Source organism: Streptomyces sp. NPDC046308, assembly GCF_055588065.1.
In genome coordinates, this window is the sequence record NZ_JBVJFB010000001.1 from 1,213,358 (window position 1) to 1,226,741 (window position 13,384).

Annotated in this window: 6 protein-coding genes and 1 pseudogene; 2 read left to right on the forward strand and 5 right to left on the reverse strand. The window is 69.3% G+C overall.

Features of this window, described 5'->3' with window-relative positions; genetic code table 11:
• Nucleotides 1-21: 21 nt before the first annotated feature.
• A complete protein-coding gene (locus ACZ6JT_RS05345) occupies nucleotides 22-354 on the reverse strand; it encodes a hypothetical protein (RefSeq protein ID WP_469207375.1) in 333 nt (110 codons plus the stop codon).
• A gap of 44 nt (nucleotides 355-398) precedes the next feature.
• On the opposite strand from ACZ6JT_RS05345, the pseudogene ACZ6JT_RS05350 reads away from it, so the two are divergent.
• Nucleotides 399-506 (forward strand): annotated as a pseudogene (locus ACZ6JT_RS05350) (hypothetical protein); the annotation flags it as partial.
• A 346-nt stretch (nucleotides 507-852) separates the two neighbouring features.
• Nucleotides 853-1,047, forward strand: a complete 195-nt coding sequence (locus ACZ6JT_RS05355) for a DNA cytosine methyltransferase (RefSeq protein WP_469207377.1) — start codon at nucleotides 853-855, stop codon at nucleotides 1,045-1,047.
• 102 nt (nucleotides 1,048-1,149) lie between these two features.
• Here ACZ6JT_RS05355 and drmB read toward each other — a convergent pair whose 3' ends face one another.
• From drmB to ACZ6JT_RS05375, 4 genes are read right to left on the reverse strand one after another with little or no spacing between them, the layout of a single operon-like run.
• The gene (gene drmB, locus ACZ6JT_RS05360) at nucleotides 1,150-3,015 is read right to left on the reverse strand and encodes a DrmB family protein (RefSeq protein ID WP_469207379.1); all 1,866 of its coding nucleotides are present in this window, start codon (nucleotides 3,013-3,015) and stop codon (nucleotides 1,150-1,152) included.
• On the reverse strand, nucleotides 3,012-6,275 hold the full coding sequence (locus ACZ6JT_RS05365; RefSeq protein WP_469207381.1) for a helicase-related protein: 3,264 nt from the start codon (nucleotides 6,273-6,275) through the stop codon (nucleotides 3,012-3,014). Before ACZ6JT_RS05365 ends, drmB begins: the two co-directional genes overlap by 4 nt.
• Nucleotides 6,272-8,188 (reverse strand): UvrD-helicase domain-containing protein, encoded by a 1,917-nt coding sequence (locus ACZ6JT_RS05370; protein ID WP_469207383.1) that lies wholly within the window; start codon nucleotides 8,186-8,188, stop codon nucleotides 6,272-6,274. The genes ACZ6JT_RS05365 and ACZ6JT_RS05370 overlap by 4 nt, the downstream gene beginning before the upstream one ends.
• Nucleotides 8,185-12,951 (reverse strand): DEAD/DEAH box helicase family protein, encoded by a 4,767-nt coding sequence (locus ACZ6JT_RS05375; protein ID WP_469207385.1) that lies wholly within the window; start codon nucleotides 12,949-12,951, stop codon nucleotides 8,185-8,187. The genes ACZ6JT_RS05370 and ACZ6JT_RS05375 overlap by 4 nt, the downstream gene beginning before the upstream one ends.
• Between the last annotated feature and the right edge of the window lie 433 nt (nucleotides 12,952-13,384).

Sequence of the window (13,384 nt, forward strand, 5' to 3'; positions counted from 1 at the left end):
TGTACGTACCGCAATCCCAGGCTAGGCCGGAAGCGACGCCCCGGCCGCCGGGGGACGGGCGGCGGCCCGGTCCCCGCGCGAGGTCGTGCCGCCGGTGCAGCCGACGGGTGGGCTTCGGCGGCGCGCACCGGCGCCTGCCGCACACACGTGCTTTGCGAGGCCCTGCGTCTGAACCACCCGCGCTGGAATGTTCTGGAAGCCGACCTTCTGGACTTCGACCCGGTGGTGGACCACCAGGCGACGTACGACGTGGATCTTCTCGCTGCCGGCCTGCCCCGGGTGAAGGCAGGCCGCGGTGGCACGCGAGAACAGCACCGAGGAAATCCGCATGCTCGAAGCGACGATCATGCTCATGCACGGCGTACAACCACGCGCCCTACTCATCGCGAACGTCCCCGATCTGGTCTCCAAGCCCGCCTACCGGCCGATCCGCGCGTACGTCCGCCGAACTCGAGCACCTCGGGTACGGACATCGTTGGTTCGTCCTCGACGCGAAGGACCACGGGGTGCCGCAGAACCGCAAGCAAGGAATTCTGGTGGCTTTCAAGGGGGAAGCCGCCGAAGACTTCGTCACTCCCCTGCCCCGCCCCGAGCCCCCGGTCTCCGTGGGCGAGGCGCTCGGCGCCTCCATGGCTGCGCGTGGCCGGCCCCAGGCGGCCGCCTGGGCCGCGCAGGCCGATCATGTCGCCCCGACTCTGGCCGGTGGCTCCTTGAACCGAGGTGGAGCCGATCCGGGGCCGACGGGGGTCCAAGCGTTCCTGGGCCCGTATACGCGTGAACGGGGGCACAGTCGCAGACGAGCCCCCCGGGCGCGAGTTCCGTTGGGACCTCACACTCGGCGTCAAAGGCACGGTGGCACCGACCTTCGCGCAGGCAGCACGACTGCAGGGCTTTCCCGAAGAGGGGTCCTTCGCCGGCCGCAGAACGGCTCGCTACCGCCAGGTGGGCCACGCCTCCCCGCCTCCGGTGGGCCAGGCCCTCGGGAGAACGATTCGGGACGCACTGGGACGCCGGGCGCGGACGGATGCAAGGCCCGACCACCACTGAATCAGTGCGCTCCCCGCACGCTGACGCCCTCCGCATCGCTCCGGTCCGAGACGCCGGTGGGAGGGCGCCGTCAGCCCTCCCACCGGCGTCACCCCGCGGCACTCACTGGGTGAGCAGGTGGGCGAGGAAGCCGATCGACGGGTCCTCGGGAGTGCCGACGAGGAGGGCCCTGTCGAGCAGGCCGTTGTTGTGCTCGCAGCTGGTCTCCGGGAGCATCACGCAGGCGTGGCAGGCGGCCAGGTTGGTGCCGCCCGCGCCGGAGGTGTCGGTCTCGATGCACAGGGGATCCGCGGAGCACCACTCGGCGCGGCGAACGGCTGAACGCACCGCCTGGGCGAGTCGGTCGGTCTCGCCCTGGGCAACCAGACCGCCGAGGCTGCCCGCAGAGTCGCTGGTCGCCGTGTAGATCAGTACACCGGCCATCTCGTCGCCCGAGTAGATTCGCTCGCGGAGCGAGGCGGCCGGGTAGCCGGAGTCCAGGCTCCACTCGTTGATCATCACGTGCGCAAAGGTGTGTAGCAGGGCCATGCGTGGGGTGGCGGGAGAGACCGGGACCCGGGTCGGGTCGGAAGCCCGCTGGGCGAGGACCCGCTGGTGCCGTTGGCGGATGCGTTCCACACGCTCGGCGACCGCGGGCAGTTCGGCCCACGTGTCGATCTTCTCCTCGTCGAGCCGTAGGAAGACTCCCTCTCCGTGGACTTCCATTGCGGGCAGCCAGTCGGTGCGGCGGAGGGAGAGTTCCGCCTCGTGACCCTCGGAAGACGTCTCGGGATCGATGACCCGAGTGAAGGCCTTGAGTGCGCGGATCTCACGAAGTTTCTTCACCAGCATGGGAGTGCCGAGTCCCAGGCCGATCAGCGGTTTGCCGTCTCCTGTCGGGGGCTCGCAGACGAACTGCTCCGTGTGATGGCCCGAGTCCATGGGGTTGCCTACGCACAGCCGCTCGTACTCCAGGTCGCGCAGCGCTCGGTAGCGCTGCTCCTGGTCGAGGCCGGGAGCATCCTCCCCTGCGGGATCCTCGGCCTCCATCGCCTCGAGCAGGTCCCTCACCTCCTCGGGGCTCACCGGAGAAGCCGTCCCGTCGAAGATGTACTTCAGGTGGATCTCGATCTCGGCGATGGAGGAGCAGGTGCGGAGCTTGTCCCAGTGCTTGTCCAGTGCGTGCACCCGGGTGTCGCTCCACGGCGGGATGGACAGAGCCGAACGGAGGACCGGCTGCCACACCGAGGAGGAACCGCGCTGGAGGGTGCGGGGCGGCTGCGAGCAGGGCAGGTCGGGGGCGTCCTTGAGCCAGGGGCGCTTGCCCTCGCAGCGGATCTTCAGGTCCTTCAGGGCTCCGCGTCGGAAGGAGCCCTCCATGGAGACCTCCGGCACTCCACACGAGCAGGAGAGCACCACCGAACGGAGCGAGGAGGTGCGGCCCGAGGAGCGCAGGCTCATCCGACCGCCGCAGAATCCCCCCTCGCCGTCTCCACGCCGTCCCCGGTGCAGCCACTTCCAGTACGGGAAGTCGGCGATGTGCCCGTCCTCGCAGGCGACCACGAATCGGGAGGGCACCAGGGACTCGGAGCACTCGGCGCACTCGTTGCGCCCGGGCGGCGAGTTGAACTTGCGTACGTGATCCAGCGCGTGGCACTCGGGACAGTGATGCCACAGCGGGAAGCGACGGACCCGGATGCCGTCGCGGCTGTCGTCCCCGGAGGCCGGCGGAAGGCGGAAGCGGCTCACGCCCAGCACACGGGCGAGGCGCGGCTCGTGGATCACCGGGGCTTCGTCGCGGGGCCATTGCTCCGCGGCATCGTCGATGCCGGAGACGATGAACGACTCCTGCTCCACCGCGATCAGGGATCCGACCCCGTAGGTGGTGATGGCCTGAGCGCGGCGGACCGCACCGCGGCGAGGCAGGGTGCGGGCCGGTGCGGGGGAGCCGTCGGCGCCGCGCCGACGACGGGCAGGGGGCGGGGTCATCGGGATGCCTCCATGAACAGGACCGATTCGGCGTCGACATCACGCAGGGACCACAGGGTCTCCCACGCCTCGACATCCTCCAGGGCGTCGTTGTAGGGCTTGAGCAGCGAGGCGGCGTTGCGCCCGCGCTTCGGTGCGTAGTACAGGCCGCCGTTCGCCTGGGCCTCGTCGTACCACCAGTCGACGAACTCGTCGAAGGCGGCGGCGACGTGGGAGACCTCCTTGCCGGCGATTTCTTCCGGGGAGACCTTCCGGACCCGTTCCAGGATCATCGGGCGGATCCTTTCCCGCAGCTCGTCGACGAAGTGGTCGATGTTCCCCGCGGCCTCATCGTCTCGGGCGGCGGGAATCAGGATGCGGGCCAGGGCGACGATCACCGCGTGCAGGCCTCGATCACGGGCACGTGCCGAGAAGGGCGTCACCGAGGTGGACTCGACCTCGCGGTAGAGGGCGGAGTGGAAATGCTGGAAGTTCTCGTAGTGCGAACGGTCACGGGAACGACCCGCGTTGAGCATCACAGCCACCAGTCCGGGGTGGGCACGGCCCACGCGACTTGTGGCCTGGATGTACTCGGCGGTGGTCTGTGGCTGACCCATGACGGCCATCAGGCCGAGCCGGTCCACGTCGACGCCGACGGCGATCATGTTGGTGGCCAGGAGCACGTCCACCACGTCGCCTCCCGGAAGCCGCCGCTCGATCTGCTTCAGACGAGCCGGGATGTCGCTGGCGTCGACCCGGCTCGTCAGCTCGGAGTAGTTGCCGACGGAGCGCGGGTGGCAGTCGTCGCGTTCGGCCAGGTGCTCCAGGTGGGCCACGACGTCGTCGTGGACCTGGAGTTCCGCGGCTGACAGCAACCGCAGGCTGTTGAAATAGCCGACCAACGTCCAGTACGCGTCGCGTACCTCCTGGGTGGTCTCGGCCCGGGTCGCCTGGTGGAGCAACGTGGCGTAGGTACGGATCAACAGGGTGGACTGGCTGGTGCCGGGGGCGAGCAGGCCGACGTAGCGACGGGATGCCTTGTCGGTGGCGGGCGTCTCCACGGCGAACCACGAGTCGCGGGAATCCAGGCCGGCTGGCGGAAACTGTCGTACTTCACGGGAGAACAAGGCCTTGCCCTGTTCGGCGGCCCGGCGGATCGTCGCCGTCGAGGCGATGACCTTGGGGCGGTCGGCGAGCACGTCCACGGCCGTCTCGTAGAGACCGGTCAGGGTGCCCAGCGGCCCCGAGATCAGGTGCAGCTCGTCCTGCACGATCAGCTCCGGGGGCGGGGTCGAGTCCTCACGGTCCCGGTTGAAGAGTGCGGCGGTCTGTGCACGCCACGGCATGGAGGCGAACTTGTCGACGGTGGCAATCACCAGCGTGGGTCGGGCCCGGTACACGGTCTCGTCGACCAGATGCACCGGGAGCCCGCCGGAGAACGCGCAGCCCGTCCCCGGGCAGCGCACGTCCATCCGAACCGCGTCGGTGTCGACCGAGTAGTGGTGGGCGTCGAGGGCCGTCCCGCACCAGGGGCAGGCGTGCAGCTGGACCGGGTTCTCCTTCTGGAGAACCTTGCCGGAACGGGCGTCACGGAGCTGCCCGGAAGCGACGTCCAGAGTGTTCGGGGTGGCGGAACGACCTACCCACATGCCGAGGGAGATCTCTTCGTGGCCCAGCTCGTCGGGGTTCTCGCGGCGCATCTGCTCCATGGCACAGATCAGGATCGCGGCGCGTTCGAACTGCTGCAGGGTGAGCAGGCGCAGTGTGTACCGCATCAGGACGGTGACACCGCCACCCGCCGCGCCCAGCCGCATCCGACGCAGGAAGGTGGTCAGCGCGATCAAGCCCAGGTACGCCTCGGTCTTGCCACCACCGGTGGGGAACCACAGCAAGTCCGACACTCCCCGGTCGGGGTGGGTCGGGTCGTCCACCCCGGCCAGGCAGAGCAGCACGAAGGCGATCTGGAACGGACGCCAACTCGCCGACGCCAGGTCCGGCTCTCCGACTCGGCCCTTCTTGACCCAGTCGCTACGCGCCCGCTGGGTCGCCATGGCCCGGTTGGCCAGCCGGAAGGCCAACATCAGGTCGGGCTTGTCACGCAGCAGCGCGATGCCTTCGCGGAGTCGCCCCAGCGCCTCCGCGCAGGACTCGACCTGGGTGGACGCCGCCTCCTCGTACGGGGTGCCGACAAGCCCGGCGGCCTCGGCCCTCTTCCGCTCGATCCACCGCTCGTAGCCCGCTGCCAGCCCTTCCAACGCGGCGATCACCTCGACGTCGGCTGCGTCGGCGAGACCCGACATGGTGAGCGAACTGGCGTCGATCTCCGGGTTGGAGTCGGTGAGCAGCACCTCGAACGAGGGCACGAACTCGGTGCGCACCTCCCCCACGCCCGCACGCACCACGTCGGTGACGCCGACTGGAGGCGGGGTCCAGTCCCACACCGCCGCACAGCCGTGGCCGGCGGCGAAGGTTGGGGCGTGCCTGTGCAACAGCCGGCTGGTCTCCAGCTCGGGATCCGCGGCGGACACGACGACGGGACGCTCGACGAACGCGCTCGATCCGTTGGCGGCGCGGACCGTCAGGCCGGCCTGGAACAGGGCGAAGGCGTCCTGAAGTTCCTGCTCGCCCACCCTCTGAATATTGACCAGGGTGACCGTGACCGTGACGGTGCCGGTCTCCGGCGACGGGCGGCGCACGTGCACGTCCAACCTGGCCGTGTTCTCGATCAGGTCGCGCGAGGCGCCGCGCCCCGGGTGCCTCACGTCGACCGGGGTGTCCGGCAGATCCAGCTCCACCCGGCGCCAGTTCTCGCGCTGGTCGGACGTGGTGCGGGCCTCGCTGCGACGGGCCGAGACCTTGCGGCCCTGGGCGTCCTCCGGCTCGTACACGGCTGCGCGCGCCGAGACCACGATTTCCTGGCACGCGGCCACGTCGACCGCGAAGGTCAGCCCTACCGTGGAGGGCCGCCGGTCACCGGCGCTGGGGCGTTCGACGGCCATCCCCGACTCCTCGGGGCTGTCCGCCCCGATCAGGGGCTCCTCGTCCAGGCCGTTCTCCTCGGCAACATCCTCCTGGAGGCGAAGGAAGGCGGTGGCGTCCGCCGGCCTCGGAAAGAGGACGCCCATGGGGTAGCGGTTGATCGGCGCGTCCTGGTCCAGTACTTCGGCCCGATTCTCGGCGGAGGCATCGATGTCGGGGCCCAACAGCTCTCGGCGGAGCCGGGCCACCAGGTCCTCGCGGACCTCGTAGTGCATGGCATGCCGCCCTGCGTGGATGGTCATTCCTGCTCCTCCTCGGAACCGGCGAAACGCCGAAACCGTCCGATTCCACTGATGCGGGGGGCGATCCACACCCCGTGGTCGCCCAAGCCCGCGTTGGCCCCGGCCGCAGTGCTGCCGGCCACCGACTCCAGGCAGTCGATCCGCAGGCCGTGGATCTCCTGGGGCCACTGGATCTCCCAGGCCGTGCCGATCTTCAGCACGGAGTACAACTCGCTCCTGAAGGACTCGGAGGCGTCGCCGATCTCCCGCCCCTCGTGCAACAGCACATATCGGGGACTCTGATCCGGACCCATGGTGAGGGTGTCGCGCAGCCGAAACGTCACGTTGTCTCCCGGCCGCACCTGCTCCAGCAAGTACGACTGGGCGTCGAGGGCGCTGTTCGAGGCATCGGTCGGTTCCACGGAGCAGATGTCGCCGGCTCTCACCTCGACGCCGTCGCGCCGCCAGTTCTGCCGCGGGTTCGGGACTCCCCGGTACCAACGCCCTGTCGGCCGGTGTCTGAGCAGCGTCACCGTGTCCGGCGCCGCCAGGCGGTACAGGTCCTCGCGAGCCCTGGTCATCGCCACGTAGAGGGCCCGCGCCTCGGCGGGTACGTCGAGCTCGTTGTTGCGCCGTCGCAGCTCGGCCACGGTCGGCGGGACGAGCAACACCACCCTGTCGAACTCCAGACCCTTGGAGCGGTGCACCGTGGACACGACCAGCCGAGCCGGCTCCGGGTCGGCCAGCTCGTCCGGGAACCGGCGCTCGGCCACCAGCCTGCGCAGCCGCGTCACGTCGAGCGTGCCCCGACCGTTGCCGCGCGCCGCCGTACGCAACGCCCGCCAGATCCGGTCCGGGTCCGTGCCGTCGGGCAGCGGCATTTCGCCGAGCAGCACGCGCAGCCGATCCTCGGTGAGCGTGGCGGCCTCGGTGCGGCGCAGGACTTCGGCGGCCCAGTAGGGCACCGGCCGGTCCTGGAGCGGGCGCCGCAGAGCGTGCGGCACCCCCTGGGCGTGCAGCAGTTCCGAGACGAGGAGAGCCTGCCGATTGTCGCGCGTCAGGATCGCGCAGGTGCCGGGAAAGGAGCGCAGCGAATCCAGGGTGAACGCGTCGGTGAGCGAGCCCAGCTCGGGAAGATCGAGCAGCAGCTCGCGCAGCTCCCCGTGAAGCCGTTCGGCCGCCGCGTCCGGGCCTTCGGGGGTGCTGCCGATGCCCTGCACGGCAGGGCCGAGCGGGAGTGCGATACGAGCTTCGGGGGTGACGGCCCGGAAGTTCTGCGTCAGTCGCAGCTCCACCAGGTCGTCGGAGTAGGAGGCGCGCACCCAGCGCAGAAAGAGGTCGGCGCGATCAGCGTATTCCTCCGGGTCCTGGATCTGGAAGTCGTAGATCGCCTGGGCCGAGTCGCCGACCAGCGTGAACCCACACCAGTCCTGGAGCCGATCGAGCAGCGACTCCACCATCTCCCGGCGTACGCCCACCAGGTCCTGGACCTCGTCCACGATCACGTGCGTGGGCGGCCCGGTCTCCAGGTGCTCGAGCGCCCCCTTCTCGATCGCCCGGGTGGCCGCCCGGATGCGGTCGTCGAACGAGAGCGTCGACCACGCACCCTCCGGGTAGGCCTGCATCAGCAGGGAGTATGCCCAGGAGTCGAAGGTCTGCGCCCGCACGCGGCGGGCGTGTTCGCCGTGTGTGGCAATCCGGTCCCGCAGTTCGCGCACGGCGGCTCGGGAGAAGCTCAGGACCAGCAGTTCGGATGCATCCAGAGCCTCGCCCGGGTCGCTGTGGCCCACGAGCGCCTCCATGCGGCGCACCAGCGTGTGGGTCTTGCCCGCACCCGCCCCGGCGGTGACCAGCAGGCGGGCGTCCCACGGCTGGTCCACGACGGCCTGCTGCTCGACGGTGAGGACGGGCCCGTCCTCGAGGGAGAAGGTCACTTCTTGCTCCACAGGTGCTCGAACTTGGTGAAGGCAAGGGCGGTGTCGAAGTTCCGGATGTTGTCGCGCACGTTGAGGATCAGGCAGGTGTCCTTGCCGCCGTTGCGGAGGCCGCGCAGACCGCGTCCGATCATCTGCTGGTACACATTGGGGCTGTAGACGGGCCGGGCGACGACCACCGCGCGGGTGGCGGGGGCGTCGAAGCCCTGCGTAAGGACGCCGTAGTTGGTGAGCACACGAATCCTGCGGTCGCGAAACTCCCTTACGCGGGCCCGGCGGTCGCTGTCTGAGGTGGTGGAGTCCACCGAAGAGGCGGAGATCCCGCGGTCCTTCAGACGGGCCGCCAAGTACTTGGCGTGCTCCACCGAGGTGGCGAACACGAGGACCGGCCAGTCGTCGGGCATCGCCGCGATCTCCGACACGATCCGGCGGCTGCGGTCGTGGTCGTCTGCCAGCCGCTGCTCGGCGGCCTTGGAGAGCAGGCTGAACTGCTCGGCGCTCTCCCGCTCCTGGCGGGTCAGCTCGATGGTGCCGCCGGTCAGCTCGCGGTGCTCGACCTGCGCCAGCACTCCCAGCTCCTGGAGGTAACCGTAGGCATCCTCGGAAGGGAAGACGCCCTCGTCCAGCCGGCGACCGCCGAACCGGTTGACGAGACGGCGGGTCTCCTCCTCGTGGTGACCACGGAAGGGCGTGGCGGTGAGACCGAGCAGGTGCCGCTCGGTCCGGTGCTGGGTAAGGCCGAGCAGACTCAGGATCTCGGTATAGCGGGGGCTGGTCGCCACGTGCGCTTCGTCCACCACGACCAGTGCGGCTTCCCTCAGCCAGGTGTACCGGTCGGTGTCCAGGCACGACTGCAGTTTGGCGTCGGTGGCCACGACGAGCTGCGGCCCGTCGGTGACGGGGGCCGCCTCATTCGAGGTCCACAGCCGGTTGATCGTCAGTCGGGTCTGAGCACCGGCCCTGCTCCAAACGAACTGCCAGCTCTGCACCGCCTGTTCGCACAGTTCCTCCGTCTGGGCGATCCACAGGATCGGGCCCTTGAGAACGCCGGCCTGCTTGACCCAGCGGATGACTGCTTCGGCAGTCACACGCGTCTTGCCTGCCCCGGTGGGCAACGACAGCATGGCGCGCTGCGGGGCCAGCCGGTCCAGCATCTCGAAGATGTTGAGGGCCAGTCGTTCCTGGTAGTCGTGCAGGCGCGGGAAGTCGCGGGGCCCGTCCACGGTCAGGCTCTGTTCGAGGGTCGGCGCCCGGTAGCCTGCGAACGGGGCCGGCAGTCCGAGGTCGGCGACGAACGAAACCGCCGCAGAGCCCCCGGTGTAGGACGACGGAGCGGCCGGGAAGCGGTCCTGGATGTCACGGACGTGGGCTTTCAGCACGGTGTCGCCGTGTGCGTTGAACGCCATCTGCGCGATCCGGCGGCCGGTGGGCTCCTGCCCGCCCAGTTCCTGACGCTCGGCCTCCATGAGTCCGGCGGGCAGCCTGTCACGCAGGGCCTCGGCGCCGATCAGCAGCTCCAGCTTTGCCGTCACGTCCGCGGCCTCGCGGACGGCCTTCATCTCGGACCGCACCTTCTCGTCCTGCTCTTGGCGGCTCTGGGCGTCCAGCACTGCGCGGCAACCGGCCTCGCCCATCCGCAGACCCATTTCGCGGTCCACGGCCCTGAGCGCGCCGAGCCGGTCCAGCGAGTCCAAGACCTTGATCACGTTGCCCTGGCGGGCGCTCTCCAAAGACTTCACCTGCGCGCCGCCGGGGGTACGGACGACCTCCTCCAGTGTGGAGCAGCGCAGCAGGGAGTACGTGCCGACGGCGGTCCCCATCTTCTGCCGCAGCGTCGGGAACTCCTCGGACAGCGGTACCGGCTCCACGGTCGACTCGTGCCGGGTCTCGCGGCTGACCACGTCGTCGTGGCGCAGCATGCCCCAGTGGTCGACCATGAGGTCGGCGGACTCCTGGTCCGGCATCAGCAGCGCCGGCACGCGTGCGGCCCTGAGCGAGCGGTACTCCTCCGGGTTCGCGGCGACGGCGATCGCGCCGTCCTCCCGGGTGTCCCAGGCGTCACCGATCCGGCAACGGGTCAGGGAGCCCTCGGGGAAATCGATCTCCAGGCGGGTCAACAGGGCGTAGCTGGAGCCTATGAACGCATCGTCCTCGCTCTCCTGGAGCTTCTCCAGCAGCTGTTCCCACTGGCGGGGACGCACCTTTTCGACGCTGTCCGCGAGTCCCAGCTTGCGGGCCTTCTCCTGGCTGATCGAAGCCACCGGGAGCACGTCGCCGTAGGCGGCGAGCTGTGGGCCCACAGCCTCCTTGAGGAGCTTGAGACCCTGGGAGGTCCTGACCCGGCCGTGCCGGGAGAGCATCCACCGGATCGGGGATTGCGCCGTCCGGCGCGTGCCGGACTGCATCCCGATCTGCAGAGTCCAGTTCTCGATCAGCGCATCCTCGGGCAGCGCCTGGAGGAAGGCGGCACGAGCCTCCTCCGACAGCCGCGTCAACAGGTGCAGCGGTCCGCCGACGGGAGCGCCCTCCACTCGGGTCCTCGCGAGGGTCGGACGGCTCGCCCGGTCGTCGAGAGTGCGACAGTACGCCGCGTGCGCCGCCTCCCGGTACTCCTCGAACCAGGGCTCCGCCTCCGGCTTGTAACCGGAGGTCGGGCGGTCGCGCAGACCCAACTCACGGAAGAAGCCCGCGTCGTCGGAGTGGAACCGCATGTCCACCGCGATGCCGGGATCGCTCTCCGCGGTGACGACGACTCCGGGCAGCATGCAGTCCCGCATGGAGTGGAAACGGCCGTCCGCCGTCCGCACCATCAGGGTGTCCATGGGGACCGGTACCCGCTTGGTCACCTCGTGGCCCACCACCGAGGCACCCGCCCGATGGAACAGCTCCCAGAACCGACTCCACTCCTGCGGTCCGTACGAGTCCAGGCCCTGGTCGAGGATGCTCACGAAGCGCCCCCGGACATCCGCTTCCTGGATCCCCAGGGTGGTGAGGGCGGAAGAGAGCGACGGGTCGTCGGAGAGGGCGCGGTCCACATAGACCAGCGACTCCCGCAGGCCGTCCTCCTCGACCCTTCGGTACACGACACCGCTCACCGGGGCGACCATGCCGTGCTCTTCGGTGAGCACGATCCTGGCCTTGCCGGCCGCGGCGGCGCAGGGGGCCTTCGACTCGATCATGTCGGCGAGGATCCGGATCGCCGTCGCCGAGGCCTTCGCCGAACCGTCGGAGACAAGCGCCTCCAGCCATTCGACGACCGTGGCCCGCTCCCGTCCGGCTGCTTGCAGGAAGTGCTGGATCTTGCCCGACCTCAGGTCGGTGGCCTCGGTGGAATGGTGCACCCAGTCGCGGGGCCGCTCGGCGTAGGACCGCCAGATCCGCAGCCAACGGGACTGCGAGCCACTGTCCTTGCCCAAGTCGGGGGTGACATTCAATCGGCCGGGAATGCGCATGACGCCGTCTTGGTCCGGCAGCGACGGCCGCACCGCGGTCGCGGCCCAGATCTGTTCGGTGAGCAGGCGGTCGGCCCAGCTGATGACCTCCACGCCCTTGGTACGCCCGGGCAGCAGCGGGAGGTAGGCGCCGGGATCCTCGGCGGGGGCCAACTCGGGCAGCGAGTCGACCACCAGACGGGCCGCGACCTGGATCATCTCGACGTTGAAGGGCGAGGAGTCCAGCAGGTTCTGCCGGTCCTCGTTGGTCTTCCAGGCGCCGTTCAGGATGCCACTGAGGGTCATCTCGTACTTGGTGGGGAAGAAGGACCAGAACCTGCCCCGTCCACGGGCGTCGGCAGCGCTGAACAGGTCGGTCTTGTCGTCCTTGCGGTAGGCGGGCACGGCCCAGGACACGTCGATGGACACCCTGTCGTGCAGTTCGCCGGCGTCTCGGCGGGCCGCTGCGGTCGGCTCGTGCGTGTGGGTGAAGACGCGCCACTGCGAGGTGGCCGGCGGCTTGCCGACGCGCTCCTCGTATATGGTGCGCCGGCTGCCGTCCTGCTCGGCCCGCAGTGCCCGGCGGGCGATAGGACGCGGTCGGCGATCCTCCAGGACCACCTGGCCCACGTGTGGGGAGAACAAGTGGAATCCGGACGGGAATTCCTCGCGGACCTCGTGGCTGGCCGAACTTTGATGCCCGTGCATGTCCTTGCCGAGGCGGTCGGCAGCACCGGGAAGCAGCGGCAGGCGGACCACTGTGGTGGCCCACTCCAGCAGCTCGTCCAGCAACTGGTCCCGCAGGCGTTCCGCCGCCATGTCCAGCTCGCGGGCCATCCGCAGCACGGGCGTCTCGAAGTCCTCACCGTGCCGCTCACGCACACCCGGGACGTTCCGGATCAGCTCTTGCGACCAGGCCCGATCGAAGCCGAAGCTGCCGCTTCGGCTGAAGAACTCGGGAGCGTCGGTCACTACGAGGACCGACTTGACGCCCACTCCGAACCGGCCGATCTGGCCGCCACGCTTGTGGGACATGCTCATGCGCAGGATCGTCTCGGCTCCCTCGGGGGTCACCGGGCAGCCCTGGTTGGCGCAGTAGAGATGAGTGTCGGTGAGCACGACGTGGATACGACCGCCGGGCTCGTCACGGATCTCGTCGGCAGCGTTCTGGGCCAGCTCGAAGAGCTGCCTGTCGCCATACCCGCCCTGGGTGATACGGCGTTCGCTGTTGGCGTGCTCGGGGATCAGGCCCGGGTCGACACGGTAGGTCTCCAGGACGCGAAGCGACTGGTCGACGACGGTGCGGATCACGGGGAACGGCGAATCGGCCACGAAATGGTTCCACTTCAGGACGAAGGGATGGATAGGGAGAAGCGACGGACAGCGCTGATCTACAAGCGGGTTGCTCTGTGGGCACAACGGTGGCGACGCATTGGCGGCCGGTTAGGTTCCGGATCGGGCGACGGGGAGCACTGCGAGGACCGCGGGACGTGGCGCGAGGAGAGATGGAGCCATACGAAAAACACGGAGAGGGCCCCACACCTGGCTGCGATCCGCAGGCGACAAAAGGGCACAACCGTGCCTAGGAAAAGGGGTGTTGCTGTGGTCGCCTTGTGGGCTGCCAAGATCGAACTCAACCACGAGTTCCCCATGGGCGCAAGAGCCGTCTTTCGGCCGATCCGCTGCGCGATCCGGTCAGGATATCCAGGTAAATACGATCCAAACCGGGCGGAACTGCAGATTCCCTTTTTGCATGCACCAACGA